27 protein-coding genes are annotated in these 26360 nt (G+C 36.9%); 24 read left to right on the top strand and 3 right to left on the bottom strand.

Annotation, left to right across the window (positions count from 1 at the left end; translation table 11 throughout):
* Window positions 1–5: 5 nt before the first annotated feature.
* Window positions 6–1484, bottom strand: a complete 1479-nt coding sequence (locus tag B3P16_RS23265; RefSeq protein WP_286844718.1) for a hypothetical protein — start codon at window positions 1482–1484, stop codon at window positions 6–8.
* Window positions 1485–1720: 236 nt separating this feature from the next.
* On the opposite strand from B3P16_RS23265, the gene B3P16_RS23260 reads away from it, so the two are divergent.
* From B3P16_RS23260 to B3P16_RS23170, 19 genes are all read left to right on the top strand, one after another.
* Window positions 1721–4252: an SLBB domain-containing protein gene (locus B3P16_RS23260; RefSeq protein ID WP_286844716.1), complete on the top strand. Its 2532-nt coding sequence runs from the start codon at window positions 1721–1723 to the stop codon at window positions 4250–4252.
* Between the two features lie 2 nt (window positions 4253–4254).
* The gene (locus tag B3P16_RS23255) at window positions 4255–5334 is read left to right on the top strand and encodes a lipopolysaccharide biosynthesis protein (RefSeq protein ID WP_286844714.1); all 1080 of its coding nucleotides are present in this window, start codon (window positions 4255–4257) and stop codon (window positions 5332–5334) included.
* A complete protein-coding gene (locus tag B3P16_RS23250; protein ID WP_286844712.1) occupies window positions 5327–5728 on the top strand; it encodes a sugar 3,4-ketoisomerase in 402 nt (133 codons plus the stop codon). Before B3P16_RS23255 ends, B3P16_RS23250 begins: the two co-directional genes overlap by 8 nt.
* A gap of 1 nt (window position 5729) precedes the next feature.
* Window positions 5730–6152 carry a sugar 3,4-ketoisomerase gene (locus tag B3P16_RS23245; RefSeq protein WP_286844710.1) on the top strand — a complete coding sequence of 141 codons (423 nt, stop codon included), beginning with the start codon at window positions 5730–5732 and terminating at the stop codon, window positions 6150–6152.
* Entirely contained in the window at window positions 6136–6663 is a 528-nt protein-coding gene (locus B3P16_RS23240) for a GNAT family N-acetyltransferase (protein WP_286844708.1), read from the top strand. Before B3P16_RS23245 ends, B3P16_RS23240 begins: the two co-directional genes overlap by 17 nt.
* Window positions 6664–6671: 8 nt before the next feature.
* Window positions 6672–6902 carry an acyl carrier protein gene (locus tag B3P16_RS23235; protein ID WP_286844705.1) on the top strand — a complete coding sequence of 77 codons (231 nt, stop codon included), beginning with the start codon at window positions 6672–6674 and terminating at the stop codon, window positions 6900–6902.
* Window positions 6899–7864: a 3-oxoacyl-ACP synthase III family protein gene (locus B3P16_RS23230; RefSeq protein WP_286844703.1), complete on the top strand. Its 966-nt coding sequence runs from the start codon at window positions 6899–6901 to the stop codon at window positions 7862–7864. The genes B3P16_RS23235 and B3P16_RS23230 overlap by 4 nt, the downstream gene beginning before the upstream one ends.
* A 3-nt stretch (window positions 7865–7867) precedes the next feature.
* Entirely contained in the window at window positions 7868–8971 is a 1104-nt protein-coding gene (locus B3P16_RS23225; RefSeq protein ID WP_286844701.1) for a DegT/DnrJ/EryC1/StrS family aminotransferase, read from the top strand.
* Complete coding sequence (locus B3P16_RS23220; RefSeq protein WP_286844700.1) at window positions 8968–10227, top strand: O-antigen translocase; 1260 nt, start codon at window positions 8968–8970, stop codon at window positions 10225–10227. The genes B3P16_RS23225 and B3P16_RS23220 overlap by 4 nt, the downstream gene beginning before the upstream one ends.
* Window positions 10224–11192 carry a glycosyltransferase gene (locus tag B3P16_RS23215; RefSeq protein ID WP_286844697.1) on the top strand — a complete coding sequence of 323 codons (969 nt, stop codon included), beginning with the start codon at window positions 10224–10226 and terminating at the stop codon, window positions 11190–11192. Before B3P16_RS23220 ends, B3P16_RS23215 begins: the two co-directional genes overlap by 4 nt.
* Complete coding sequence (locus B3P16_RS23210) at window positions 11189–12238, top strand: glycosyltransferase (protein ID WP_286844694.1); 1050 nt, start codon at window positions 11189–11191, stop codon at window positions 12236–12238. Before B3P16_RS23215 ends, B3P16_RS23210 begins: the two co-directional genes overlap by 4 nt.
* Window positions 12213–13286, top strand: coding sequence for a hypothetical protein (locus B3P16_RS23205; protein ID WP_286844692.1), 1074 nt, complete (start codon window positions 12213–12215; stop codon window positions 13284–13286). Before B3P16_RS23210 ends, B3P16_RS23205 begins: the two co-directional genes overlap by 26 nt.
* Window positions 13283–14320: a glycosyltransferase family 4 protein gene (locus B3P16_RS23200; protein WP_286844691.1), complete on the top strand. Its 1038-nt coding sequence runs from the start codon at window positions 13283–13285 to the stop codon at window positions 14318–14320. The genes B3P16_RS23205 and B3P16_RS23200 overlap by 4 nt, the downstream gene beginning before the upstream one ends.
* Before the next feature lie 2 nt (window positions 14321–14322).
* The gene (locus tag B3P16_RS23195; protein WP_286844690.1) at window positions 14323–15159 is read left to right on the top strand and encodes a glycosyltransferase family 2 protein; all 837 of its coding nucleotides are present in this window, start codon (window positions 14323–14325) and stop codon (window positions 15157–15159) included.
* 43 nt (window positions 15160–15202) lie between these two features.
* The gene (locus B3P16_RS23190; RefSeq protein WP_286844689.1) at window positions 15203–15724 is read left to right on the top strand and encodes a 3'-5' exonuclease; all 522 of its coding nucleotides are present in this window, start codon (window positions 15203–15205) and stop codon (window positions 15722–15724) included.
* 109 nt (window positions 15725–15833) lie between these two features.
* Window positions 15834–16298 carry an adenylyltransferase/cytidyltransferase family protein gene (locus tag B3P16_RS23185; protein ID WP_286844688.1) on the top strand — a complete coding sequence of 155 codons (465 nt, stop codon included), beginning with the start codon at window positions 15834–15836 and terminating at the stop codon, window positions 16296–16298.
* 59 nt (window positions 16299–16357) lie between these two features.
* Window positions 16358–16780: an adenylyltransferase/cytidyltransferase family protein gene (locus B3P16_RS23180; protein WP_153845383.1), complete on the top strand. Its 423-nt coding sequence runs from the start codon at window positions 16358–16360 to the stop codon at window positions 16778–16780.
* Between the two features lie 5 nt (window positions 16781–16785).
* Window positions 16786–17784, top strand: a complete 999-nt coding sequence (locus B3P16_RS23175; protein WP_286844685.1) for a mannose-1-phosphate guanylyltransferase — start codon at window positions 16786–16788, stop codon at window positions 17782–17784.
* Between the two features lie 319 nt (window positions 17785–18103).
* A complete protein-coding gene (locus tag B3P16_RS23170; protein ID WP_286844683.1) occupies window positions 18104–18592 on the top strand; it encodes a hypothetical protein in 489 nt (162 codons plus the stop codon).
* A gap of 62 nt (window positions 18593–18654) precedes the next feature.
* On the opposite strand, the gene B3P16_RS23165 is transcribed toward B3P16_RS23170, so the two are convergent.
* On the bottom strand, window positions 18655–19266 hold the full coding sequence (locus B3P16_RS23165) for a response regulator (protein ID WP_153845386.1): 612 nt from the start codon (window positions 19264–19266) through the stop codon (window positions 18655–18657).
* Entirely contained in the window at window positions 19263–21182 is a 1920-nt protein-coding gene (locus tag B3P16_RS23160; protein ID WP_286844679.1) for a 7TM diverse intracellular signaling domain-containing protein, read from the bottom strand. Before B3P16_RS23160 ends, B3P16_RS23165 begins: the two co-directional genes overlap by 4 nt.
* Window positions 21183–21362: 180 nt before the next feature.
* On the opposite strand from B3P16_RS23160, the gene B3P16_RS23155 reads away from it, so the two are divergent.
* From B3P16_RS23155 to B3P16_RS23135, 5 genes are all read left to right on the top strand, one after another.
* On the top strand, window positions 21363–21857 hold the full coding sequence (locus B3P16_RS23155) for a hypothetical protein (RefSeq protein WP_286844677.1): 495 nt from the start codon (window positions 21363–21365) through the stop codon (window positions 21855–21857).
* 225 nt (window positions 21858–22082) lie between these two features.
* Complete coding sequence (locus tag B3P16_RS23150; protein WP_286844675.1) at window positions 22083–23465, top strand: nucleotide sugar dehydrogenase; 1383 nt, start codon at window positions 22083–22085, stop codon at window positions 23463–23465.
* Between the two features lie 83 nt (window positions 23466–23548).
* Window positions 23549–24067, top strand: coding sequence for an ArsR family transcriptional regulator (locus B3P16_RS23145; RefSeq protein WP_286844672.1), 519 nt, complete (start codon window positions 23549–23551; stop codon window positions 24065–24067).
* A 12-nt stretch (window positions 24068–24079) separates the two neighbouring features.
* A complete protein-coding gene (locus B3P16_RS23140; RefSeq protein WP_286844670.1) occupies window positions 24080–25048 on the top strand; it encodes an SDR family oxidoreductase in 969 nt (322 codons plus the stop codon).
* A gap of 28 nt (window positions 25049–25076) precedes the next feature.
* Window positions 25077–26360, top strand: a complete 1284-nt coding sequence (locus B3P16_RS23135; protein WP_286844669.1) for a nucleotide sugar dehydrogenase — start codon at window positions 25077–25079, stop codon at window positions 26358–26360.

The raw sequence follows: 26360 nt of genomic DNA, 5'->3' as shown, positions 1-26360 counted from the left end.
GTTCTTTACTCTATACCGAGGGTGTTAAGCAGGTTTTTTTTCTCTTGCGAATCTTTTAGTGCGTTGACATGATACTTTGCGTCTAACAGGTTTGCGGCGGATTTTTTCGATAGATACCGATTTACATACTGCGTTGCATGATCCGGTATAAATCTACGGCAGTCTATATTGACGCTGATTCCCTTTTCAAAATTGCCGTAGGTCAAACCTGTTACAGTTTCATTCGAAGAAATTGATTTAATGCTATTCATGTGCAATCCGTTGATATTGAGTGTGAGTGCAGGGTAGTAGAAATCCGGCTGACTGGGGAATTTGACTTTCACGATTAATTTATTCCCTTCGATACTGCTACTGATTACACTGTTTTGCCTATTATAATTGTATTCATAATATTCTTCTTGTGAAGGAAACCAGAGGATGTCCTTTCCATCCTTTCCGTAGGTATTGTTCAGCCAGAGCAGGAGCTGAGCCCAGTCATGATCTGTTTCGTGTACACCAATATGAACGGCCTCACGGTTAGCCACATCTTGAGCAGCAGCATCGTTGACCAGCCTTTCTACCTCAGCAGCGCGATTGACAAATAACCGGGCCAAGGTCTTTTGGTAGAGAGAGGAGTTGGCCTGATATGGTATAAGCTTATCGGCTCCGGTCTGCGCCGTCATAGTCTGAATTGCTGGAAAGCCAAGTGCCGCCTGTAGGTACGATTTATTTCCATTAGGCTCGGCCAAAAATTTGATGTTCCGGCCATTTAATCTTTTATTGGTGATTTGTTGAGCCCGATCAAAATGCTTGATTAGCGAGTCCACATTATTGATAGCGGCGGTATTCAAGTCGTGGAATGCAATCGCATTGCCATCGTTCACCATTTCGACTACATTATTCCAGCGTAGGCCAGATTTCATATAAAAGCGGAAAAAGTTTTCTGTGAATTTCTTCTTTACTGCTGTCGGGGCGTCCATAAAATCCCATTCGGGCGCTAGGGTAGTTGTAAAGTGGAACCGCACTTCATTCCCAAAACCATCGGTACTACCCAGTGTTTTTCCCAGCGCGTAACTGTTTGGAGGGAGGTCATCTGCTTCCAGGTGTTCAATATCGTAGTAATATTTTCTTTTAATATCAGATCGATCAATTGGTTTGCCATTGATGGCAGCCCAGGTCATGCTGAATGCCGACTGCTTACAATCGTCCTGTGTTAGCATAAACAATAAACTCTTATTATATTTCAGCGGCGGAATACTCACAGTCGGAGTATGGATTATTCCTTGTCCGGAATGAAATTCGATGATGAGTTCCGCTTCTTGTCCTGTCTTTTCCTCACCAAATGGATAGCTATATCTATTTGTATTTCCGCCGTTATCGGGCGGTGATACTTCTTTTCCATCTTCGTTTTTACTGCCCGAGTAAAGATCTTTTTTTAGGCAAGAAGATAATAGGATACATCCTAACGTAACAAGAATAGCTTTTTTGTAAATAATTTGGCGCATGCGCAAATATAGGCCTTCTTGTTGGATTAACTATTTCGTTAAATAAAAAAATAATTCAATGAATAAGCCGCTATCCTGTTGTGTAGCACCATTACTCGTTTTTACGTTCGTTACAATATATTTTGGCAAATGGTCTTTAATAATAAATGAATTACAGTAGAAAAGCCTATTCAAGAAATATTTCAATCATTTAATTAAATAGTTTTACTAATTTTGCGGCAAATACCGCGTTTTCGATGAAAAGAATAATATTATGGTTATGCCTAGCAGGATTTGTTGGTACCGTAGGGGCTCAGACCAATCCCGCCAATATAAAAGTTGATAATCTAAGTGATGCTCAGATTGAGCAATATGTGAAACAGGCAGCTTTAATGGGCTATGATGAAAGCCAACTGGATGGTTTTGCCCGTGCACAGGGAGTGTCTGCCGTGGAGGTCCAAAAGCTTAAGGAACGCTTGGCGAAAATCAAGCGTAAAAAACAAGAACCAAATCAATTACAAGGCTCTTCAAACCAATCGCGTAATAGTCGTTTAAATGGTCGTCATGTGGATGGTTACTCCAACGCGGATTCTTTGCAAAATAAGCAGAGGAATACAAGGGATTCGATTGATAATGAAGAAGGCAAGCTCAAGATTTTTGGCTCAGACCTTTTTAGGAATAATGCCATCACTTTTGAACCCAATCTGCGTATGGCTACACCTAGCTCCTATATTATTGGTCCAGACGATGAAATATTGTTAGATATTACAGGTGACAATGAAGCATCTTATCAACTTCCCGTAAGTCCCGATGGAACGATTAAAGTAGAATATGTGGGGCAGATCAACGTGGCTGGTTTGTCCATTGCCGCAGCAAAAAGTAAAATAGAACAACGATTGAGTGGTACTTATCCAGCTTTACGTTCGGGAAGAACCCAAGTGAGTGTTAATATTGGCAATATCCGTACGATTCGGGTGACATTGACAGGGGCGGTTACTAAGCCGGGAACTTACAGCTTGCCTTCCTTGGCGACTGTATTCAATGCATTGTATGCCTCAGGAGGACCGAATAAAAACGGAACTTATCGCAAAATTCAGGTGATCCGCGGCAATCGTGTGGTGAGTACGATTGATGTGTACGACTTTTTAGCCAATGGCATACAACAAGGAAATATCCGTCTGCAGGATCAGGATATTATTCATATACCCGTTTATGGAGCCAGAGTGCAGTTCGAAGGAGAAGTTAAGCGTCCCGCCATATTTGAAACGGTGCCCGGAGAGTCGCTATCGGATATTTTGCGCTATGCTGGCGACTTTACAGAGAATGCCTATAGTGCAAAAATTAAAGTTCTTCAAACAACAGGTCGCGAACGTAGTGTACAAGATATCTATGCCGATCAGTTTGCAAATTATACACCCAAAGGTGGAGATCAATATATTGTAGAACCCATTTTGGAACGTTTTTCCAATCGTATTAGTGTATTAGGAGCGGTATTCCGTCCCGGTATTTTCGGTTTGGAGCCAGGCATGACGTTAAAACAGGTTCTGGAGATGGCCGATGGCGTGCGTGAAGATGCCTTCTTGGAGCGCGGTATCATTAATCGTCTTAAAGCAGATAATACTTCGGAATTAATTAGTTTTAATGTACGCGATATCCTAGCCGGTACAGCTGCGGATATCCCCCTAAAAAGAGAAGATAAGATTGAGATTTCGTCCATTTTTGATTTAAGGGATGAATATAAGTTCACTGTTCAAGGAGAGGTCCGTTTTCCGGGTGATTTTCCATTTGCCAGCAATGCAACGTTGGGCGATATCATTCAGAAAGCCGGGGGATTGACCGAAGGGGCGAAAAATGCTCGCGTAGAAATCGCTCGCCGTATTAAAAACTTAGATGTGACAGATCATCGTTCTTCGCAAACTGTATTGGTTGATATTAAAGATGGCGTGCTCATGGATCCTAATATGACTTTGCAACCTTATGATGTTATCTCTATTTTGGGCGATGCTGGTTTCCGCACTCAACGTCAGGTAAAAATCGAAGGGGAGGTGCTATATCCAGGCTACTATACGATCTCCCGCGAAGATGAGCGTATTTCGGATATTATAAAGCGCGCAGGCGGTTTGACAACGTATGCCTACACCGAGGGAGCTTCATTAAAACGCACCGGAATGTCTAAACTGAAAGCCGAGGAGAAGAAAGAAAAAGAGCGTTTGAAAAGGGAGCTTGAAAAAGACAGCCTTGATGTTGAGGAAAAAGATGGCAAAACGGCAAAATATAAAGATGCCGAGGAAGAGAATGTAGATAATTCGAAAGCAAAAAGTGCAGCTCTGGCAAAAGTATCACAACAAGGAACTTCAGCATCTGATATTGAGCCGAGCGACCTTGTGGGTATTGAATTAAATAAGATTTTAGAGAAACCTTACGAAAAAGGTGATCTCTTGGTTTTAGATGGCGATATTATAAACGTACCAAAGGAATTAGAAACGGTGAAGGTTGTCGGTGAAGTTTTAAATCCAAACAATGTGGTATATGTTAAAGGTAAGAATTTAAAATACTATGTGAACCAAGCTGGTGGATTTACGGATAATGCTTTAAAGAAAAGAGTATTTGTTCAGTACGCTAATGGAGCCGTAAAAGGTAAAGATGGCGGGTATCCGGAAGTTAAGCCTGGGGCGGAAATTGTTGTTCCTAAGCGCGCTCCGAGAGAAAAGCTAAGTTCACAGGCTTGGATAGGAATAGGTACCGGGATAGCTTCTACTCTTGCTATTATCATTAGTTTATTTAAATAGATATGGCCGAGACTAAAAATAAACAGGATATTATATTGAAGGATTTTGTCAATAAATTTAGAGAATGGATAAAATTTATCTTATTGAAGTGGTATATTTTTGCATTAGCTGGATTAATCGGAGGGGTTGGCGGAGCGATATACGCATTTTTAAAGAGACCTGTGTATCTTGCTGAGACTTCCTTTGTTCTTGAAACTGGAGATAAAGGGGGGAGCATGGGACAATATCTAGGAATTGCATCTATGATTGGTATTGATATAGGTGGGGGAGATGGAGGAATTTTTCAAGGTGACAATCTCTTAGAGCTCTATAAATCTCATAAAATGATTGAGGCAACTTTAATGAAATCTTCAAACAGCGAACCAGCAAAACTCCTATTACATCGATATCTTGATGAAAGCAAAGCTAGAGAAAAATGGGTTTCAGAAAATTTATTTTTGAATGATGTAGATTTTAAAAATAAAGTACAGAAGAATCCCAAACTGCAACGAGGAAGGGATAGCGTAGTTAATGAAGCAGTGAAAGATATCAGGGAAAACTACTTAGAGGTAGGGAAACCTGATAAGAAGCTCTCAATTATAAAAGTAATTTTTAAATCGAAAGACGAAAGCTTTTCCAAGGAATTCAATGATGAGCTAGTTTTAAGAGTAAATGAATTTTATATTCAAACGAAAACTAAAAAGTCTTTAGAAAATGTGAAAATTCTTCAACATAAAACAGATTCTGTTAGAGCGGTAATGAATGGAGCTATTTCATCAGTTGCTACTATAATTGATGTTACTCCAAATCTTAACCCTACTCGGCAGGCTCAGCGACTTGTACCAACCCAGCGGGGACAGTTTTCTGCTGAAACTAATAAAGCAATTTTAAGCCAATTACTTCAAAACTTAGAATTGGGTAAAATTGCCCTTTTGAAAGAGGCTCCTCTGATTCAAAAAATTGATGAGCCAATTTATCCTCTTAAAGTAGAAAAGGTTGGAAAGATTAAATCCATAATTTTAGGAGCAATAATCTTCTCATTTTTATCAATCTTTATTATCACGATTTCAAAAATAATAAGCTCTATAATTGAAAATGATTAGTCCAAATATTTTATATCTTCCTAAGATCGTTGACTACCGAGGGAATTTGTCTTTCTTTGAAAATTCTTGTCAAATTCCTTTTGATATCAAAAGAGTTTATTGGATCCATGATGTTCCTAGTGGTGAAACCAGGGGCGGACATGCATTTCGGAGTCAGAATGAGTTTATTGTTGCTCTTTCTGGTAGTTTCGATGTCGTCTTAGATAATGGTTCAGAGCCGATTAATTATACATTAAGTAGATCAAACTATGGATTATATATTCCTAAGATGAACTGGAGAGAATTGTCTAACTTTTCAACAAATGCAGTCGTGATGGTAGTTTCAGATAGTGAATTCCTTGAAGAGGATTACATTAGAGATTATAGACTGTTCAGAGATTTAATTAAAAAATAAGATGCATAATGTATTTGACTGTTCTATTGTTGATTTACCCTTGATACATAATCAAAAAGGAAATATTACAGTATTAGAAAACAATAAATCAATACCTTTTGAGATTAAAAGAATTTACTATTTATATGATGTTCCCTACGCTGCAGAAAGGGGGGGGCATGCTCATTATGAACTGCAACAGTTTGTTGTTGCAGCGTGTGGTTCTTTTACATTTATTTTAGATGATGGGGTAAATAAACGAGAAGTATTTTTGAATAGCCCACGTAAGGCCCTGCATATAAAACCAGGTATCTGGAGAGAAATGAAGGACTTTTCCGGAGGTAGTATCTGTTTGGTTTTAGCGTCTTCATTATATAGTGAAAAAGATTATATTAGGGATTATCAGGAGTTTTTAAATTACAGAATGGATGATTTACATAAATAGATATGGGATTTCTTTAAGAACTGCACGCGAAAAAGATGCGGAACTTATCTTATCATTTAGAAATGACGAGAAAAATAAAAGATTTATTTCTAAAACAGATGCTGATGTTGAGGAGCAGAGACTTTGGTTGCGAAAGTACGAGGAAAAAGAAAATCAGAAAATAGAGTTTTATTTCATTGCAACAGACGAGTTCGGTGAAGATTTTGCAACGTACCGTATATATAATATGTCGCCAGATTATGTGGAAATTGGAAGTTGGGTTTCAAAACCAAATTATTTGAATTCACTTAATCCTATAAAACTTGATATTGCGGTGAAGGAATATGTATTTGAAGAGTTGGGGTATGAGGAATTATATTTTGATGTTAGAAGGGAAAATAAGACTGTACTGCGATATCATAGATTGTTTGGTCCAGAAGTTATCAAAGAAAATGAATTGGATATATACTTTAAATTGACAAAGAATATTTTTGTAAAAAATAGAGCTCAAATATTTAAAAGAATTAAATAATTCAAATTATGGAAATGCAAGATTTTATTGAAAAGTTCGCTTTTCAATTAGAGGACCAAAATATCGAAATAAATGCTGAAACAAATTATGTGCAGTCTGAGTTTTGGGATTCTCTGACCGCTATGGTTGTAAAAGTTATGATCGAAGATGAATATGGATTTGATATTCCCGTGAATAAATTAAATCAATTTACCTCTATCGAGTCTTTGTTCAACTATATTGAGGAGAATAAAAAGTGAAGAGTTACTTAAAGCATATTTCAGTTTATTTACCGGATAAAAGTGTAACTAACGAGGACATAGCTGAGATGTTCCCTTCTTGGGAAAGTTCAAAAATCTTTGAAAAGGTTGGTATCAAGAATAGGTATGTTGCCGATTCGAAGGAGGGGGTTGCCAATATGGCTGTGGCAGCGATTAGAAACCTACAACTTGAAACTGGTATTGATCTCTCACAAATAGATTATTTTCTGCTCTGCACACAATCTCCAGATTATCAGATCCCAACAACAGCATGTATTGTTCAACATCGAGTTGGTTTAAGTAATAATTGTGGTGCCATTGATATTAATCAAGGATGCTCAGGATACATTTATGGTCTCTCTTTGGCATCAGCATTGGTTTCCTCCGGAATTGCGAATAATGTCCTTTTGGTCACTGCAGATGTATATTCAAAACACATCCACAATTCAGATAAAGGTAATATGAGTCTATTTGGGGATGCAGCAACCGCATCTTTGATATCTTCAGATGGAAAGTATGAAATCGGAAAATTCTCCTTAGGTACAGACGGATCTGGATATGACAAGTTAATAATTAAAAATAGTGGTCTATTTTCTAAATCATTTAATCAAGATGATCCAGAGAATTTTCTTTTCATGGATGGTGCAGCTGTATTTGATTTTACCGCAAAAAGAATTCCTCAATTAATAGAAGAAAATTTAGTTTTGAACGGATTGGCGAAAGATGATATTAATTTATTTGTATTTCATCAAGCAAATACCTTCATGTTAAATTTTTTGAGAAATCGAATAAAAATAGAAAAAAATAGATTTTTGATAAACATGGAAAATTATGGCAATACGGTTTCGTCTTCTATTCCTTTGGCATTTAAAGATTCATTTGATGGTGAAAATAGAAATGTTATGATGGTTGGTTTTGGAGTGGGATTATCATGGGGAGCTGTAGTATTATTAAATAAATAAATCATGGTCAAATTTTTAGATTTACAGGCTCTCAATTTAAAGTATCAGGAGAGTATTGAAAGTAGGATATTGAGCGTATATCGTAAAGGATGGTTTTTATTAGGTGAGGAAGTTGAAGCTTTTGAGAAAAATTTAGCAAACTATATAGGTGTTCCTCACGTAATAGGAGTGGCAAATGGCTTGGATGCTTTAAGACTGATTTTTAGAGCATATATTGAACTTGGTGTGATGGATGAAGGGGATGAAGTAATCGTTCCGGCGCATACTTATATAGCATCAGTTCTTGCTATATCTGAAAATAAATTATTACCTGTGCTATGTGAGCCTAATACGGAGACATTTAACATCGATATATCTCGTATCGAGGAATTGATAACACCGAAGACAAAAGCAATTATGCTAGTGCATTTGTATGGTCGAGCAGTATATTCAGAAGAAATCTTTTCTTTAGCTAAGAAGTATAATTTGAAGATTATTGAAGATAATGCTCAAGCTATCGGTGCAAGATGGGGAGATGCTCGTACTGGATCGCTGGGAGATGCTGCTGGATTCAGCTTCTACCCTGGTAAGAATTTAGGAGCTTTAGGTGATGCAGGTGCTGTCTCTTGCAAGGACTCAGAATTAGCAGAAGTAATTAGGGCCTTAGGAAATTATGGTTCCAGAACGAAATATGTCAACGATTATAAAGGCCTGAATTCGAGGATGGATGAAATTCAGGCGGCGGTTCTCGACGAGAAACTTAAATATCTTGAAGCAGAGAACGAAAGTAGACGAGCTATTTCTTCAAGATATTGTAATGAAATAGCAAACCAAAACATAGTATTACCATCTATTCCCAAGGATCCATTGTCTCACGTTTGGCATTTGTATGTTATTAGAAGTGGTGTTCGCGATGAATTACAGCAATTTTTGACTAAAGAAGGTATTCAGACTCTAATCCATTACCCCACCCCGCCACATAAGCAATTGGCGTATAGAGAATTAAACAATTTGCATTTTCCATTAACGGAATTATTACACAGTGAGGTTCTCAGCCTTCCGATATCTTCTGTCTTAAGTGATAATGAGATAGACAAAGTGATAGAAAAGGTTAATCTATTTAGATGAAATTAGTTCGCACCGCTTTTCTTTCTTCTGTAATCACATTTTTTCGAATCGGCTCGAATTTTATCATTGGCAAGGTAGTGGCTATTCTCACAGGCGCAGCCGGAGTCGCAACTGTGGGTGCATTTATGAATTTCATAACAATAGCTTACACACTGTCAAATGGCGCAATTAGTAATGGTATAGTTAAATATACTGCTGAGTTTAAAGATGATGAAGACCGGAAGAATGCCCTATTCAGTACTGCGGCCAAAATTTCGTTGTATTGTTCTTTATTTTTAGGTATAGTTATAGTAATACTTGCTAAGTATATTTCGGAATTTCTATTCTATACCGATACATTTAGCGGTCCCGTAATAGCTTTTGGGATTACGGTAAGTTTATATTCTTTAAATACACTCTTTCTATCTATTTTAAATGGGCTAGGTAAAATTAATTATTTCACCATTATCAATTCATTAGGTAGTGGATTTATTTTGGTGTTGTCTTGTTTATTAATATATTATTTTAGAATTCAGGGAGCTCTTTTTGCCTTAGCTGTTGGGCAATCGCTTGTATTTTTTGTTACCTTATTTTTGATTATTAAACACCGTCTTTTTTATTTTCCTAATTTCTTTGGTACATTTTCAAAAGATTGGGCTATAAAATTTGGCTCGTATAGTTTAATGGCCATTGTTTCGGCCATTACAATGCCAAGCATTCAGATAATTATCCGAAATTATTTGACAAATGCTATAGGGATAGATCAGGCAGGATATTGGCAGGCAATGATGAGAATATCCGATGGTTATTTGCTGGTCATAGTTACTGCTTTGAATACCTATTATCTCCCGAAGCTGTCGGAAATAAAAGAAGACGGCATTATACGTCGAGAAATATTTTACGGATATAAGATCATTTTACCTTTTGTATTGCTTTCTTGTGTCATTATTTATTTATTGCGCTATTATGTCATTATGATATTGTTTAGTAGTGAGTTTCTTAAAATCAGCGATATATTGGTCTGGCAACTCATCGGCGACTTTTTTAAAATAGCGGCTTGGGTACTTTCATATGTTTTAATTTCTAAGGCTAAAATTCGGATTTTTATAATTTCAGAGCTATTATTTTCTTTCACTTATTTAAGTTTATGTTACGTATTGGTGAATAGTTATGGTTTAGAAGGTACTTCAATGGCTTTTTGTTTAAATATGATCCTTTATTTTATATTTATGGTGGTTGTTTTAAGAAAATTGTTATTCTATAAAAAGGAATTATGAAGATAGGATTTGTGTTAATTTGCTATAATCAGAAAAAATTTATTCGGGAATCCCTTGAGGGAATTAGGTTACAGACGGAAGAACCAGATGAAGTTATCATTTCAGATGACTGTTCGAAAGATGGTACACAGCAGGTAATTTTGGATTATATAGATGAGTTTGAACTTGCAGAAAAATGGAAAGTGATTCTCCATAAAGAAAATCAAGGAATAAATAAAAATCTACAAAATGCTATTGATTTGTGTAGTACCGATATTATATTAGGCAACGCGGGTGATGATATATCTCTTCCGAACCGAGTTCAGATTGCACGAAAACTTGCTGAAAAATATCCGGATTTATATGTCATCACTACTTCTATTGATAAAATTGATGAGAATGGAAATAGGATTGGCGAAATCACTTATAACGATATATTAGATGAGGATATCAAAAAAGTTGTATTATCAGGAATGCCGCATATTTTTCCCGTTGGTCAGTTTTGGCGTAAGTCGTTATTTACAGATTATGGGCCTTTACCAATCAATGTGCCTAATGAAGATGATCAAATAACATTTCGTGCGATTTTGCATGGTGGAATTTTCTGTAGCAAAGAGAAAACGATGTTATATAGAATTCATCAGGATTCGACAAGTTCCTGGCTAAGAAATAGACAGAGCGAGCAGGAGTTTTTTAGGCGATTTATATCCGATATGACAATCCGAATAAATCACATGGAGTTATGGAAAGATTCGGTTTCAAAATCAAATTTTAAGGAGAAAAAGGAGGTATTGGGTATATTGGAAAAAAAGATATCTCTATATAACATGTTTAGGGATATTGAAACAGTTCCCATAAATCAGAGGATTGCTTCACTATTTAAGTTTTGGAACTTTACTGTCGCTCGAGAAAAAGTTTATTTATTTTTTGGTTCTTTTGGTATTTTACTATGGAGAAGGATGAAAATTGCCCTTGGTAAAATATGAAAAAAACGTTATTTTTTGTTTCTGGAAACGTTGTTGGAGGACATGAATTCCAATGTAAGGAGCTGATTATATTAGCAGGTAAATATTCTAAAGTTACTGTCGTTTTTAATAATATAGAACAGTATAATGCTTTTCAACTTGATGAGTCCATTTTTTCTGTCAGGATTTCATCGTTTTTTCATGGCTGGAAAGTTCCCTTAGAACTTTTATGGAGCTTATTTAATTTCTTTAAGTATTTTAATCTTATCAGAAAGCACGATCAAGTTGTTGTGAGTGCAGGTACAATTGAGGCTTCGGCAGGTATGTTTCTCATCTCATTGTTTAAAAGCAGCTTTTTATATATTCCGATGTTTGTCGATAGAGTAGTTTTATGGGGTAGTAAATTTGCTGTTGTCTATAACTATTTTCTTTATCTTTTTATATTGCCATTTTCCAAAATTATTACAATAACAGATGCTCAGGCACTTTATTTCAAGAAAATAAAGTGCACTGTAGTTCTACCAAATAGGATTGTAAAAAAGCTATGTGATGAAACTGCTTACGGAGTAAAAAAAGATCTCAATACACTATATTTTGTTGGTAGATTGGATGATCAACAAAAGCGATTAGCTGAGTTAATTTCTTGGTTGGACACTACTAAGAATCCATATAAAAGTTTTTACATCGTGGGAGATGGTCCAGATTCAAAATTAATAAGAGCTTCTGCAGAAAAAACAGCTTATATTCAAGTTAATTTTTTAGGTTGGTTAGATAGGAATGAGCAAGATCATTTATTTGGAGAACAAGATGTATTGATTTTAAATAGTTCGTATGAGGGCGACCCTCTTGTCGTTAGAGAGGCAAATGAACGCGGGTCTGTAGTTATCGCTCGCGATATCGTTGGGATTCGGGGATGCACGCACTTAGAGAACCGCTATTCCAACAAAGATGAATTATTAGATCTTTTGAACAAGACTTCTGAAGGTAAGCTAAGTCTTTTTGATAATTTATCTCTATTTGAAACGGATAAAATTAGGGACAATGTTGCAAAAAAAATATTCTTTTAATTATTGCATCTTCGCATTAGCGGGGTTCGGCTTTCTCTATTTTATTTTGCCATTGATCTTGCAGAGTTTTGTAGGGCCAGAATTCTATATTTTTTCAAAAGAACAAAACAATGTATATTTCGAGAATATTACATTTTATTTGCTTTTGGTTGTTTTCTTGTTTGCGTTGTCTTCTAGTGTGATACATACCCCCTGGGTTGTTAATAGGCCTACTACTACCGTCAATTATTTCATAATTACTATAACATTTATCTATTTAATATTTGTTTTTGGTAAAGGCTTAATTTTAAGTCGTAATGGTGTTCCTAGAGAAGAATTACTTGAAATTATAAGCTCACAACTAGTTCCGGGATTTGGTTATTTGCTATTGGCCTGCTTTTTTTCCATCATTAGGTTGAGAAAGTCCTACTTATTAGTTGCATTTGGACTGCTAGCATTAAGCTTAGACGTAGTTTATCAAGGGAAAATTTTTGTAACAAATGCGTTGATGTTAACTATGTTTTTTTTAGATAATAATAGAATAAAGCTAACATTTTTTCGGGTCGTAAGTTTTGTTCTAATTGGCTTTGGTTTTTTGGCATTTATTTTTATACTAAGAAGTTTTAGTGCGGGAGAAAATAGTGCTGCAATCGGGGTCTATACTTATTTTTCTGAATTTATGGGCGTCAATGCCACATCTGGTTGGGCTAAAGAATATGCTGCAAATGGCGGAGCACATGGATTTTTTAATTTCGACCCTATTCTTCAAAAATTTTATATCGGGAGTGTGGGGCATGGACTGGCGATCAGTCCTGTGGCCTACTTTATTGGGAATTTTGGAGATTACTTTTATTTAATAATTTTCATTTATTTTTTAGTTCTTTTTTTAATCTTTTATTTTTCCTCTTATATTTTAGGCAGGTTCTGTTTTTTTATATTGGTTTATAATTTTATACATCTTCTAAGGCATGGACCAGATATTTTCTTATATAAATGTTTTCTTCAGTTGATTATTGTGTCTTTGGCTGTTTTATTTATTAATTTTTTTGCTAAAATAAGATTCAAATGATTGTTGGGTTAGATTGTAGACTGGTAAACAAAATTCATAATACCGGTATTTCCAGATACACAGAGTTTCTCTTAGAGTATTATCAAACTAGAAAGGATATCACTAAAATTGTGCTTATCTTAAACGAAGAGATTTATGACCATGAATATGGTGAAATTTCATTGACAAAATTAAAGCCATATAATATTTTACATTTTGTTTTATTTAAGTCTTACGTCGAATCATTACAAATTGATGTACTTCATTCTCCATTTTATTCAAGTTTTATCATAAAACCTAAAAACCTGGTGAGCATTTTGACAGTTCATGATTTGATGTACAAAATTGTGCCATCTTTTTTTTCCAAGAATAAATATATTTCGACTTTAAAGAGGTGGTATTTCGATTTTATTGTTGAGAATTCTATAAAAAATTCTGATATACTAATCTCCGTGTCTGAAACGACAAGGAGGGATATATTGTCTTTTTATAAACGGGATTCACTATGTATTCCGGAAGATTCTGAAATCAATGATGAGATCCCAACGGTTACGTTGGACAGGTTTTTATTGCAAGATAAACCCTACTTTTTTTATTGCGGAAACAATAGGCCACATAAGAATCTGGATTTCGTGCGGGAAGTTTTTGAAAGTTCAGATGATTTACCTCTCCTTGTTTTAGCAGGTAAAGGACATAAATCGGGTAAAAATATTCTTGCAGTTGGTACTGTAACGGATGAGGAATTATCTGTCTTATATAGGGGGGCAGTATCTTTTATTTTTCCATCATTTTATGAGGGTTTTGGTTTACCTATTTTAGAAGCAATTAAACTACGTACGAAGATAGTAGCGTCAAATATTCCGGCCTTTATGGAGTTTAAAAGCAATAATATAATATTTTTTGAGATTAATAATGTTCAGAGTTTTAGAGCTGCTCTAATAGAAGCTCAAGGGCGATCGTTTTTTAATGATGACGAATTTTTGAATGGATACAGTAAGGAGCATATTTACAAGTTGAATGATAGGATGTTTTCAAAAATTGACAATTTATTATAAGGATGGGAAAAATGGTTATTTCTAGCAGTATAGTTTTATATAAAAATAACGAAACAGTCTTGAAAGCGGCTATTTCGAGTTTTTTGAAAATAACATTTCCAGATGTGATACTTTATCTCATTGATAACTCACCAATTGATGAACTTAAAGATATCTCTGATGATTCTAGAGTTATCTATATTCACAACCCATCCAATCCCGGATTTGGGGCTGGGCATAATATTGCGTTGAAATTGGCTATTCAACAAGGGGCGACATATCATCTAATTTTAAACCCTGATGTTTATTATGCTGAAGGTGTGTTAGAAGAATTGACCGATTATCTGGAGAAGAATATGGATATTGGCAATATTATGCCTAAGGTACTCTATCCGAATAATGAGATCCAGCGACTTTGTAAGCTGCTACCAACACCCTACGATTGGATAGGAAGAAGGTTTAACCCGTTTAAGAAGATGGTCGAAAAGAGAAATGATCTTTTTGAACTTCGATTCACTGGTTATGATCGTATTATGGATGTGCCCTATTTGTCAGGCTGTTTTATGTATTTGCGAATTTCAGCATTAAATGAGATAGGTCTTTTTGATGAAGGCATATTTATGTATGGTGAAGAGACTGATTTGTGTAGGCGTCTAATAGATGCGGGGTATCGTACGGTTTTCTATCCAAGGGTACATATTTATCATCATTTTGAAAAAGGATCACACAAATCGTGGCGCTTGACTAAAATAGGGATGGAGTCTGCGATCTATTACTTTAATAAGTGGGGCTGGTTTTTTGATCGCAAAAGACGTTTAATCAATAAAGATATTCTCAGGAAAATCAATTCTCAAAAATAGGGAATAAGTTGTTATTTTTGCTAATGTTTAAGGAGGAGGATTAATGCAATCAGGATTAAGTTTCACAGCAATCGATTTCGAGACGGCGACGGCCAACCAAAATTCAGCATGTGCCATTGGATTGGTTGTGGTTGAGCAAGGGGTTATTGTGGAGGAATTCTATTCATTGATACAACCTCCCCATAACCAATATATGTGGCAGACCACACGTGTGCATGGGATTCGGCCTCGTGATACGGCCGAGGCTCCCACATTCAAGGAGTTGTTTCCGCGAATTTATCCTCTTATTAATAATCGGATTATGGTGGCTCATAATGAATTATTTGATCGTGGTGTGCTTCGCAAAACGATGGGTTACTATAATTTGCCCTATGATCACCTTGGATTAATGGATAAATGGGAGTGTACATTTAAGATTTACCAAGGCAAGGGATTTAAACCGGCAAGGCTTAATGCGTGTTGTGAAGTATTGGGTATTGATTTGAATCATCATGAAGCTCTTTCAGATGCACGTGCTTGTGCGGAATTATTTATTCGACATCACGACGTAGGTTTGACTATATAGTCATCCCATTTTTATCGAACCAAATATTACCTCCAATTGTTATTAGATATATCTTATCTTTGGTATATGAATACAATAAAATTTCTATTCTATTAAAATCAATGCGACTATGATAAAAATTCCAGAAAAAGGAATGCGAATTGGTATTACTTTCAGTGCATTCGACCTGCTGCATGCTGGGCATATTAAAATGTTGGAAGATGCAAAAAGACAATGTGACTATTTGATCTGTGGCCTTCAGACAGATCCAACTATTGACCGTCCTGAAAAAAACAAACCTGTTCAGACCGTTGTAGAACGTTATATACAGCTCAAGGGTTGTAAATATGTCGATCAGATTGTTCCTTATGCGACTGAACAAGATCTAGAAGATATCTTACGCTCATTCAATATTGATGTGCGAATTGTTGGCGATGAATACCGCGAGAAAAGCTTTACTGGAAGAACCTATTGTGAGGAAAAAGGTATTGAACTCTATTTCAATAGCAGAGATCACCGCTTCTCAAGCTCGGGCTTGCGGAGAATTGTTGCAGATGCCAATTCGCAAGATGGAACAGCTCTAGAAATAGGCTAATCATTATAGATAGTACGAAGCTAAACGATCTAATCAACCACTAGAGAAAAGATTATAAGATGAAAATTGGAATTACCTTTGGCGTGTTTGACTTACTGCACGCTGGCCATATTATGATGCTTGAAGAAGCAAAGAGAAATTGTGATTACCTGATTGTTGGTTTAAATACAGATCCCTCAGAAGTATTTCCTGAGAAAGCTAAACCGACGCAAACGATTGTCGAAAGATATGTACAATTGGAAGGTTGTCGCTATGTAGATGAAATTATCCCTTATGAGACGGAGCAAGATTTGATTGATATGATCAAAGCACTTCCTATTCATATCCGTATTATTGGCGAGGAATATCGGGACAAAGATTTTTCGGGTCGTATGTACTGCGTAGAAGAGAATATTGAAATCTATTATAATAAGCGAACACATCGTTTTTCGAGCGCGGGACTGCGTCGTGTTGTCGCTGCAAAAGAGGAACAGCAAAAATAAAGATTATGAGCAGAATAATTCATGTTGTTTTAACAGGTGGAGTAGGTAGCCGTTTGTGGCCGCTTTCGCGTAAAAGTTATCCCAAGCAATACCTTGATTTATTTAAGGATGGCTCATTGTTTGAAATGACTGTTAAACGTAATCAATCCCTTTGCGGGCAAGTGATTGTTGTGGGCAACTGTGATAATCATAGTTTGAGCCGTGAAGTCATGGAAAACAATAAGATAGACTATATTGACATTGTAGAGGCTACACCCCGTAATACAGCTGCTGCTATTGCTTTCGCTGCCTTTGCCGCACAGCCGGATGATATTTTGATTGTGACGCCTTCTGATCATGTAATTGTAGGTGAGGAGGCTTATGCGGAAGCAATCAAAGCTGGGATAGAAAAGGCTAATAAAGGTTATATTGTTACGTTTGGTATTCAGCCGACACGTCCTGAAACGGGGTACGGCTATATCGAATATAAGGATGACAAAGTTTTATCCTTCCGCGAAAAACCAAATCAGGATACCGCAGAAGATTTTATTGAACGCGGCAATTTCTTATGGAATTCTGGGATGTTCTGTTTTAGAGCCGATACGTTTCTGGCCGAGTTACAGACTTTTGAGCCTAAAGTGTATGCAACAGCATTCAACGCATGGCAGCATCGCAAGGATGGAGAGCTGGATTTGGCTCTATCTAAGGAGATTCCATCGATCTCCATTGACTATGCGGTGATGGAGCGCTCCAAGAAAATTCGTGTTGTCGCCACCAGTTTTCAATGGTCCGATCTCGGTTCCTTTGAGTCGATGTATGATTATTTGAAACAGACGGGGCATCCGGTTGATGAGAATGGCAATATGGTTATCGGTACCGATATCTATACGGCATTTGTGGGGATGCGCGATAGTATTCTTGTACATACAAAAGATGCGATACTGGTATTACAAAAAGAGAAATCCCAGGATGTCAAGAAAATTTATAATACATTGGAACGTCATCAGTCCAAACTGATCGACTAATTTCAATCTAGCTACAAGTTAAACTATTTCCTTGTAAGCTCGGATCAATATAATCAGCTACATGAGCTAATTTAGCGTGTAGCTGATTCCTGCTCTCAGGAAGAAATGTAAAACTCGAATTCGTATAGCCCTTAAGTAAGTTATTCAATAAATCCAATATAAAAATACAATATACGGTTGATTTTTAGCTAAATATGTGATTGTCCCCAATTTGTCCCCTGTCAATTTTAGCCATCTATTGCCAATTACCCTAATTTTGAGATATAGTTAAATGCAATCATAAGATTGTATAACGCCTAGTCCTATTATCTATTTTATTATGGTACTTATTTTAACAGTTTCAGTTATCGTTTTATTTATTATTTATTTTATTCTACAATCAAGGCAGCGGGAAAAGCTATTTAAAGAAGCTGTTTCGATGCAGGTCAACTACCTGTTTCAGGATAGGCCCGGACAATACAGTGGCGACTATCGGACAAAAAGTGGTGTTTTTGTATTTCGGACGAAGTCCAAAGACGAAGAGCTTAAAAATATGGTAATCAAACAGGTGAAACCCGATCATCCCGCTTTGGTTGTCAATCTGGAACAGATTGTGGTTGTGCCTTTCGAAAGCAAAAAAGGCGATTCAGATGTATCGGTGCGGTTTAAATTACAACGAAAGAAAGGTGAAATAACAGCATTGGAAGGTAAAGGGATACGCATTGCTGGTGTGTTGAATTATGCCAACAGAAAACCAAAGACGTTTAGTACAGTATTGAAGATAGGAGAGCTTTATCAATCAAACGAACAATCGAATCAGACGACATAATTTGCATTAATTCTTATTTTATGGGAAAGGGTTTGTAATGGAACAAACCCTTATTTTTTTACTTAGAATTTCAGCAAATGTTGATGTTCGATAGCCCAGGATAAGAGCGCATTGTTTTCTTCCTGGAGGTCAAGCTTCCGGCAGATGCGGTGCCTGGTGTTTTTGATGGTGTAGGGACTGAGGAATAGTGATTCGGCAATATATTTAGTCGTATGTCGGAGGGCTATCAGCTTAAGGATATTTAACTCTGCCGGAGTCAATGTTTTTAATTTTTCCACCGTTTGGTTTTTATCCCTTTGTTGTTGTAGGCGCTGGATAACCAAGTGCGTGCCAGCATAGAGCCGATTTTCTCCCAACGGTTTAATAATGTAATTTTCAGGATTTAGTGCTGCTGCGCGGTCTATGCTGCTTTTCGATTGATACGAAGTAATAAAAATAAGGCTAAAAAGCTTGGTTGCGGCATATTTTTCCATTAACTCAATGCCATCTAGTCGATCATTGAGCTGAATATCACAGAGTATTAGATCTGGTGAGTTTTGCGCCATGTATTGATCTGCCTCGTCGACCGTGAGCGCAATATGCAATTCCAATCCTGAATAAAGGGAATGAAGTTGATATTCGATAAATCGGGCGATAATCATTTCGTCTTCTACAATTAAAACTTTTAGGCTCATATCATGTTGTTAAATTCAAATATATACTGAAATCCTCGCTCCTGCTGGATGGTCACGGTTCCTTTAATCTGCCTGGTTAGGTCTTTCACCAGACCAATTCCGAAAGAAGTTGATAAAACAGTTTGGGTGGCGCCAATGCCATTATCTTCAAAATGCATCATTGTCGCAAGTTTTTTCTTGATGATACTTAGGCTAATGACTGGAGTGCTTGTGCTTCCTTCTGGAAAAGCATATTTATAACTATTTGTCAATAGCTCTGTGATGATCAACGCTAGTGGGATCGACGTGTTTGTGGATATCAACCAGTCTTGTTCAATATCGACGTTAACGCTGACCTTTTTTTCTGGATCATGCATCTGTCTAAGGTAATTGACCGTTTCAATAACCAATGTTTTTAATTTCAGCTGGCTGTTGTGATTATATACCAGCAGCTGGTTGACCAGCATCATGGCGTGGATGCGGTCTTGCATCGACTGGATGGCCTGATTATATTGAACACCATGGCTTTCACCTGTTTTGTACAGGCTTCCGAGACTATATAAGAGCTGCAGGTTGTTTTTTACCCGATGATTAACTTCATCGATCAATGTCTCAATATAGTGATTCTTTTGAAGCAGTTGGATTTGCTGTTCATAAAGTGCATTATTTGCTTTCTTTAGTTCATTTGTTCTTTCCTGCACAATTGACTCTGTCGATTGATGATAGTCCAGCTCATTTTTTCGCAATTTTAAGCGTATACCGATCAATAGCAACATGGTAATGCTTAGAGCAAAAAACTGGGTCAGCATGGAAACATATTGTATGGCCTGCTCTTGAAAAGTGAGTGCACAGTAGACCATGGCAGTGATACCGGTCACAAAAAACACACTTCCATACGCTAAGAAGCGCTGCATCAGGTCTATCTTTTTCCAGAGTGAAATAAAAAGGTTGGAAAAATAGAGCATATGAATAATGCCGAGCGTAATATTTACCCAGTTACTTTGTTTATAATTGACAAAATAAAAATTATTGACAAATGTAAATAGTGCCGTGATGCCAATCGTGAAAATAATGTAACAAGCTACTTTATAATAACGGGTATGCAGCTTCCTTAATTGAAGAAAATCTATGGTCAACAGATAGAAACTAATAGCAGCAAATCTGCTAAAGAGCGATACCATGCTCCAGCCCAGTTGGGGACTGTCATAAAAGATAAAATCGACAAAGATGTTTTGAAGCGCAACGCTATATATACCAATAGATAGCAAGAACAGAAAAATCCAGATATAGGGTCGGTAGCGTGATACTATCCACGCCAATGCCATATACAGCAGGAGTACAATAATGGCACCTTCCATAAACGCATGGACAATTCGGCTATGTTGTTTCTTTTTAACATAATCCAGTTCTTTCTGTAAATGGAAATTATACAGCGGTGTGTAGCCTTTGCTATGTTTTACCCGGAGCAATATGGTATAGGGTTTTCCCGCTTCCAGGTTTAAAACAAAATGATCACGGCCATCTCGCGGATCCAGATCCTTGCGTTTACGGAACAAGCCTGATTTCTTTTTATATACGATTTTACCTTTTGAATCGATTAGGGTGAGATTGACATACGTTAAATTGTCGAAGGATAAGACATAATTGCCTGTTGTTAAGCTGTCTGAAAGACTTATTTCCTTTTTGAGCCAGAAAATGCCTTTTTCTTGATCAACTTCCCTTTTAATTCGGTTGAGGGGAGCAAAAAGGACGGAATGATGATAGTAATATATCGGATTGGTGTACTCAGCGGATTCCTTTGCAATGAGTAGAGGCGAATTTTTGGCGATGCAATTCTCTATTGCAACCTGATTATTGGCCATCATCGCATCTCTTCCGAAACGGATGGTTGCTATGCAGAGCAACATTAAGATGGTGACAATAATATTTGGCTTCATAAGGCAAACAAAAATGCATTATTTTCATTAAACCTAATAAGTTTTTATTTTCCTAATTGTAAATAAGACCCTAGGGTCTCTGTTTCTGTCCACAATTACTTATTACTTTTGTTATACGCATTTAGAGGAATATCTACGAACGCAAGGATATTGACATTCAGATAGAATGATGAGTTGATTATGATGTATTTATATATATTTCTGTTTATTGCAGTAGCTTATGCTTTATTTCGGTTTTTTTCTTCTAGAAAGAAAAAACCTACTGATGTATCCATGTATGTTTACTACCGTTTTCAGGATCATCCTGGACAGTATAGTGGCAGTTTAAGAGCAACCCACGGGGCGCTGGTGTTTCGGGGCGAGCGATTTCGGGATGATGTCAATAATATTGTGGTGAAAGACGTCCGATCTACAGACTCCAAGGTAGAAATAAAGCTGCAGCAGATCTTGGTTCTGCCTTTCAAAGAAAGTGAAAATACTTCTTTTGAAGTATCTGTACGATTCCGGATTGCATCGGATAAAGCGAAAGAAGTTGATCTGACTAATTATAAAGTCAGAATACAAGCTGCAATTAATTATCAAAATGGGGAAAAGAAAGCATTTAGTACTGTTCTTCCCATGATGGGGGTATATCATAATCATTCCGAAGAGCCGGGTGATTTTATCAATAAGTAATTTACGTGTTTTTATTCCATATTACATACCTATTTAACTCAAAGGAACCCTGCTTGCCGGGGTTTCTTTATTCTTATTCATGGGGATGTTCCACGTGGATTTTACGTTAAGCTGATTACGTCACTTTCTTTTGATCACAAATTCGGGTCATATTCCTATCTTTAGCAGAATAATGGCTTGCTGATTAAAAGAAAATTGACTTATAGAAATTAGGCATAAAGAAAAATGAAAAAAATAGAGAAGATTGCTTGTATAGGAGCGGGATACGTAGGGGGGCCAACAATGTCAGTTATTGCGCAGATGAATCCTGCTATTCAGGTAACTGTTGTTGACCTGAATCAACAACGTATAGATGCGTGGAATAACGAAGATCTTAGCCAGCTTCCAATTTATGAACCTGGGCTTGACGCGGTGGTAGGGGAAGCTCGTGGGCGGAATTTGTTTTTTTCGACAGATGTTGAAACGGCTATCGATGAGGCGGACATGATCTTTATATCCGTCAATACCCCGACAAAAACCTATGGTAAAGGGAAGGGGCAGGCTGCAGATTTAAAATATATCGAACTTTGTGCACGGCAAATTGCTCGGGTTGCTCAGGGTGATAAAATAATTGTCGAGAAGTCGACTTTGCCGGTCCGCACGGCTGCAGCATTAAAAAGTATATTGGACGATACAGGAAATGGTGTTAATTTTTCTATACTTTCCAATCCGGAGTTTTTAGCTGAAGGAACAGCCGTTGTGGATTTACAACATCCAGATAGAGTGCTTATTGGCGGTGAAGATGAAGACGCTATTCAGGCGCTGGTGAAGATTTATGCCGCCTGGGTTCCACATGAACGTATCCTTACGACCAATTTATGGTCATCTGAATTATCTAAATTAGTTGCAAATGCTTTTTTAGCCCAACGTGTTTCATCTATCAATGCGATTTCGGAGTTGTGTGAGGTGACGGGTGCTAATGTGGATGAAGTGTCTCGGGCCATTGGCCATGATAGCCGGATTGGACCCAAATTTCTGAAGGCTTCGGTAGGTTTCGGAGGTTCTTGTTTCCAGAAAGATATTCTGAATCTTGTTTACATCGCACGAAGTTACAACCTGACTGCTGTAGCTGATTACTGGGAACAGGTAATTATTTTAAACGACCATCAAAAATCGCGATTTGCAGAACGAATTATTCAGACCATGTATAATACGGTAAACGGGAAGAAAATTGCCTTTTTAGGCTGGGCTTTTAAAAAAGACACGAACGATACGCGTGAATCTGCTGCTATTTATGTGGCCGATCATCTATTGGATGAGGAGGCACATCTGATGGTTTACGATCCAAAAGTAACGGCTGAACAAATTTATAAGGATCTGGATTATTTAAAAACTCGCTCATCTGAGGAGAATCGCCGTTTGGTAACCGTTGTTAATGATCCTTATGAAGCTTTACGTGAGGCGCATGCTGCTACAATATTAACAGAATGGGATGCGTTTAAGGGGTATGATTGGGCGCTGATCAAGAAAGAGATGAAGAAGCCTTCCTTTGTATTTGATGGGCGGAAGTTATTGGATAGCGCTAGTCTGAAAAAACTTGGCTTTGACTATTATGCGATTGGGGAGTAAACAACTGACCATTGTTTAACAATAATTTAATTTGATAAATAAAATCAGATTGAGTACTTTTGTTACTCAATCTGAACTATACCATGTTAGACTCTTTAATTACATCCAAGACTCGACTGAAGCTATTGATTAAGTTTTTTGTATCGGCTAGTAACCAATCACATTTAAGAGGTCTTGCGGATGAGTTTCAAGAATCAACCAATGCCATACGAAAAGAACTAAACCAATTGTCAGAAGCAGGTTATTTAGAAAAAAGTACAGACAAAAATAAAATCCTATACCGTGCTAATACCAAACATTCATTATTTAATCCAATTCAAAAATTAATTCATACCTATTTGGGTATTGATGAAATTGTAGATAATATATTACTACAAGCGGGAGATATTCAAGAAGTTAGTTTGGTCGGAGACTATGCGGAGGGCATAGATTCGGGGAAAATTGATGTATTAATTTTTGGGGAAAATCTAAATCAGGCATATTTATTGCTGTTAGCGGACAAGGTTGAAAAAAAATTGGGAAAGCAAGTCAATCTTTCTTTTCAGAAAGCTATCGAAGAACAACGTTATATCATTTTGTATACAAATAATTCTGTAATATAATTACTTCAAAAAATGAGTAAAATATTAATCACCGGCGGGGCCGGTTTTATAGGTTCAAATCTTGTAGAACATTTTTTAGGTAAAAACCATCAAGTGGTCGTATTAGATAACTTTGCTACGGGGCATCGCCATAATATTAGTCAACATCAAGGCAACCCAGATTTTACATTGATCGAAGGTGATATTCGTAATAATGAAGACTGCCAACAAGCAGTGGCTGGAGTTGACTATGTGCTACATCAGGCAGCCTTGGGATCTGTGCCACGTTCTATTAAAGATCCACAGACCTCTAATGAAGTAAATGTAACAGGTTTTTTAAATATGTTGGTTGCTGCACGTGATGCTGGAGTAAAGCGTTTTATCTATGCGGCTTCTTCATCTACCTATGGTGATTCTGCAAGCCTTCCAAAAGTGGAAGATATTATTGGAAAGCCATTATCTCCTTATGCCATTACTAAATATGTGAATGAGCTATATGCAGATATTTTTTCGAAGACATACGGCTTGGAAACCATTGGTTTACGGTACTTCAATGTTTTTGGACGTCGCCAAGATCCAAATGGTGCTTATGCAGCTGTGATTCCGTTGTTTGTCAAGAAATTTATGAACTATGAGAGCCCTGTGATAAACGGTGCTGGGGATTATTCGCGTGACTTTACCTATATCGACAATGTTATCCAAATGAATGAGCGTGCTATGACCATAGATAATCTAGGTGCAGTCAACACTGTTTATAATACGGCTGTTGGCGACCGTACGACATTGAATCAATTGGTTGGTTACCTAAAAGAGTTTTTGACAGAATACGATTCTGAAATTGCAAGGGTGGAGATTGTTCATGGTCCCAATAGACAAGGTGATATTCCGCATTCCTTGGCTTCCATTGACAAAGCACGCCAGTTGTTGGGCTATGAGCCGACACATGTAATCCGTGAAGGGCTAAAAGAAGCTGTAAAATGGTATTGGGAAAATTTAAAATAGTAATTTAATCATCATAACTCGTATATAAATGAAAAAAATAGCTGTAATTGGATTAGGATATGTTGGTCTTCCCTTGGCCAGGTTATTTGCTACGAAGTTTCCCGTAGTCGGCTTTGATATTAATCAAAAACGCATAGAAGAACTACGTGCTGGAAAAGATTTTACGTTGGAGGTGGAAGATGAAGTTCTTCAGGCTGTTTTATCAAATGATAATCCATTTTTAACTGATAGCAAAGGATTGTATTGTTCCAATCAGCTAAATGATATTGAGTCAGCAAATTTCTATGTAGTTACAGTACCTACACCGGTTGATAAAAATAATCGTCCAGATTTGACTCCATTATATAAGGCTTCAGAAACAGTAGGTAAAGTATTGAAGAAAGGTGATATTGTCGTATACGAATCTACAGTTTACCCTGGTGTTACAGAGGAAGAGTGCATTCCGGTTTTAGAAAAGATTTCCGGCTTAAAATTCAATGAAGATTTCTTTGCCGGTTATTCCCCAGAGCGTATCAATCCAGGCGATAAACAACATACCGTTGAGAAAATATTAAAAGTAACATCTGGTTCAACACCTGAGATCGGGGCTGAAGTGGACGCTGTTTATAAAGAAGTGATTACCGCAGGTACACACTTAGCACCATGTATTAAAGTTGCCGAAGCAGCTAAGGTGATTGAGAATTCACAACGTGACATTAATATTGCTTTTGTGAATGAATTGGCAAAAATCTTTAATATTTTGAATATTGATACCCACGCAGTATTGGAAGCAGCAGGTACCAAATGGAACTTTTTACCATTTAAACCAGGATTGGTTGGTGGTCACTGTATTGGTGTAGATCCTTATTATTTGGCGCAAAAGGCACAGGAGCATGGCTACCACCCAGAAATTATTTTGGCTGGACGTCGTTTAAATGATTCCATGGGTGAATATGTAGCTTCACAAGTGGTGAAAACAATGATTAAAAAGGGGATTAACGTGAATGGTGCTGAGGTCTTAATGCTTGGTGTTACTTTTAAGGAGAATTGTCCTGATGTTCGCAACACCAAGATTGTTGATGTGATCCGTGCTTTAGAAGACTATGGCATAAAGGTTACAACTTATGATCATTGGGCAAATCCTGCTGAAGTACATCACGAATACGGTATTGAAAGTACGGCTGATTTACCAAATAAAAAGTTTGATGCAATTGTCTTAGGGGTAGCTCATAAAGAATTTTTGGATATAAATTTTTCTAGTCTAAAAAAAGATATTGCCATTGTTTATGACGTAAAAGGAACAATAACAGAAGAGGCTGATAATAGATTATAA

Source organism: Sphingobacterium sp. UBA7631 (genome assembly GCF_002483935.1).
Lineage (GTDB): Bacteria > Bacteroidota > Bacteroidia > Sphingobacteriales > Sphingobacteriaceae > Sphingobacterium > Sphingobacterium multivorum.
Note: the sequence above shows the minus strand (reverse complement) of the source record. Positions and strands in the feature narration are given on the sequence as shown.

Excerpts from the sequence above, each read along its gene's own strand:
- B3P16_RS23265 (WP_286844718.1), bottom strand. The coding sequence starts at position 1,484 with ATGCGCCAAATTATTTACAAAAAAGCTATTCTTGTTACGTTAGGATGT.
- B3P16_RS23260 (WP_286844716.1), top strand. The coding sequence starts at position 1,721 with ATGAAAAGAATAATATTATGGTTATGCCTAGCAGGATTTGTTGGTACC.
- B3P16_RS23255 (WP_286844714.1), top strand. The coding sequence starts at position 4,255 with ATGGCCGAGACTAAAAATAAACAGGATATTATATTGAAGGATTTTGTC.
- B3P16_RS23250 (WP_286844712.1), top strand. The coding sequence starts at position 5,327 with ATGATTAGTCCAAATATTTTATATCTTCCTAAGATCGTTGACTACCGA.
- B3P16_RS23245 (WP_286844710.1), top strand. The coding sequence starts at position 5,730 with ATGCATAATGTATTTGACTGTTCTATTGTTGATTTACCCTTGATACAT.
- B3P16_RS23240 (WP_286844708.1), top strand. The coding sequence starts at position 6,136 with ATGATTTACATAAATAGATATGGGATTTCTTTAAGAACTGCACGCGAA.
- B3P16_RS23235 (WP_286844705.1), top strand. The coding sequence starts at position 6,672 with ATGGAAATGCAAGATTTTATTGAAAAGTTCGCTTTTCAATTAGAGGAC.
- B3P16_RS23225 (WP_286844701.1), top strand. The coding sequence starts at position 7,868 with ATGGTCAAATTTTTAGATTTACAGGCTCTCAATTTAAAGTATCAGGAG.
- B3P16_RS23220 (WP_286844700.1), top strand. The coding sequence starts at position 8,968 with ATGAAATTAGTTCGCACCGCTTTTCTTTCTTCTGTAATCACATTTTTT.
- B3P16_RS23215 (WP_286844697.1), top strand. The coding sequence starts at position 10,224 with ATGAAGATAGGATTTGTGTTAATTTGCTATAATCAGAAAAAATTTATT.
- B3P16_RS23210 (WP_286844694.1), top strand. The coding sequence starts at position 11,189 with ATGAAAAAAACGTTATTTTTTGTTTCTGGAAACGTTGTTGGAGGACAT.
- B3P16_RS23205 (WP_286844692.1), top strand. The coding sequence starts at position 12,213 with ATGTTGCAAAAAAAATATTCTTTTAATTATTGCATCTTCGCATTAGCG.
- B3P16_RS23200 (WP_286844691.1), top strand. The coding sequence starts at position 13,283 with ATGATTGTTGGGTTAGATTGTAGACTGGTAAACAAAATTCATAATACC.
- B3P16_RS23195 (WP_286844690.1), top strand. The coding sequence starts at position 14,323 with ATGGGAAAAATGGTTATTTCTAGCAGTATAGTTTTATATAAAAATAAC.
- B3P16_RS23190 (WP_286844689.1), top strand. The coding sequence starts at position 15,203 with ATGCAATCAGGATTAAGTTTCACAGCAATCGATTTCGAGACGGCGACG.
- B3P16_RS23185 (WP_286844688.1), top strand. The coding sequence starts at position 15,834 with ATGATAAAAATTCCAGAAAAAGGAATGCGAATTGGTATTACTTTCAGT.
- B3P16_RS23180 (WP_153845383.1), top strand. The coding sequence starts at position 16,358 with ATGAAAATTGGAATTACCTTTGGCGTGTTTGACTTACTGCACGCTGGC.
- B3P16_RS23175 (WP_286844685.1), top strand. The coding sequence starts at position 16,786 with ATGAGCAGAATAATTCATGTTGTTTTAACAGGTGGAGTAGGTAGCCGT.
- B3P16_RS23170 (WP_286844683.1), top strand. The coding sequence starts at position 18,104 with ATGGTACTTATTTTAACAGTTTCAGTTATCGTTTTATTTATTATTTAT.
- B3P16_RS23165 (WP_153845386.1), bottom strand. The coding sequence starts at position 19,266 with ATGAGCCTAAAAGTTTTAATTGTAGAAGACGAAATGATTATCGCCCGA.
- B3P16_RS23160 (WP_286844679.1), bottom strand. The coding sequence starts at position 21,182 with ATGAAGCCAAATATTATTGTCACCATCTTAATGTTGCTCTGCATAGCA.
- B3P16_RS23155 (WP_286844677.1), top strand. The coding sequence starts at position 21,363 with ATGATGTATTTATATATATTTCTGTTTATTGCAGTAGCTTATGCTTTA.
- B3P16_RS23150 (WP_286844675.1), top strand. The coding sequence starts at position 22,083 with ATGAAAAAAATAGAGAAGATTGCTTGTATAGGAGCGGGATACGTAGGG.
- B3P16_RS23145 (WP_286844672.1), top strand. The coding sequence starts at position 23,549 with ATGTTAGACTCTTTAATTACATCCAAGACTCGACTGAAGCTATTGATT.
- B3P16_RS23140 (WP_286844670.1), top strand. The coding sequence starts at position 24,080 with ATGAGTAAAATATTAATCACCGGCGGGGCCGGTTTTATAGGTTCAAAT.
- B3P16_RS23135 (WP_286844669.1), top strand. The coding sequence starts at position 25,077 with ATGAAAAAAATAGCTGTAATTGGATTAGGATATGTTGGTCTTCCCTTG.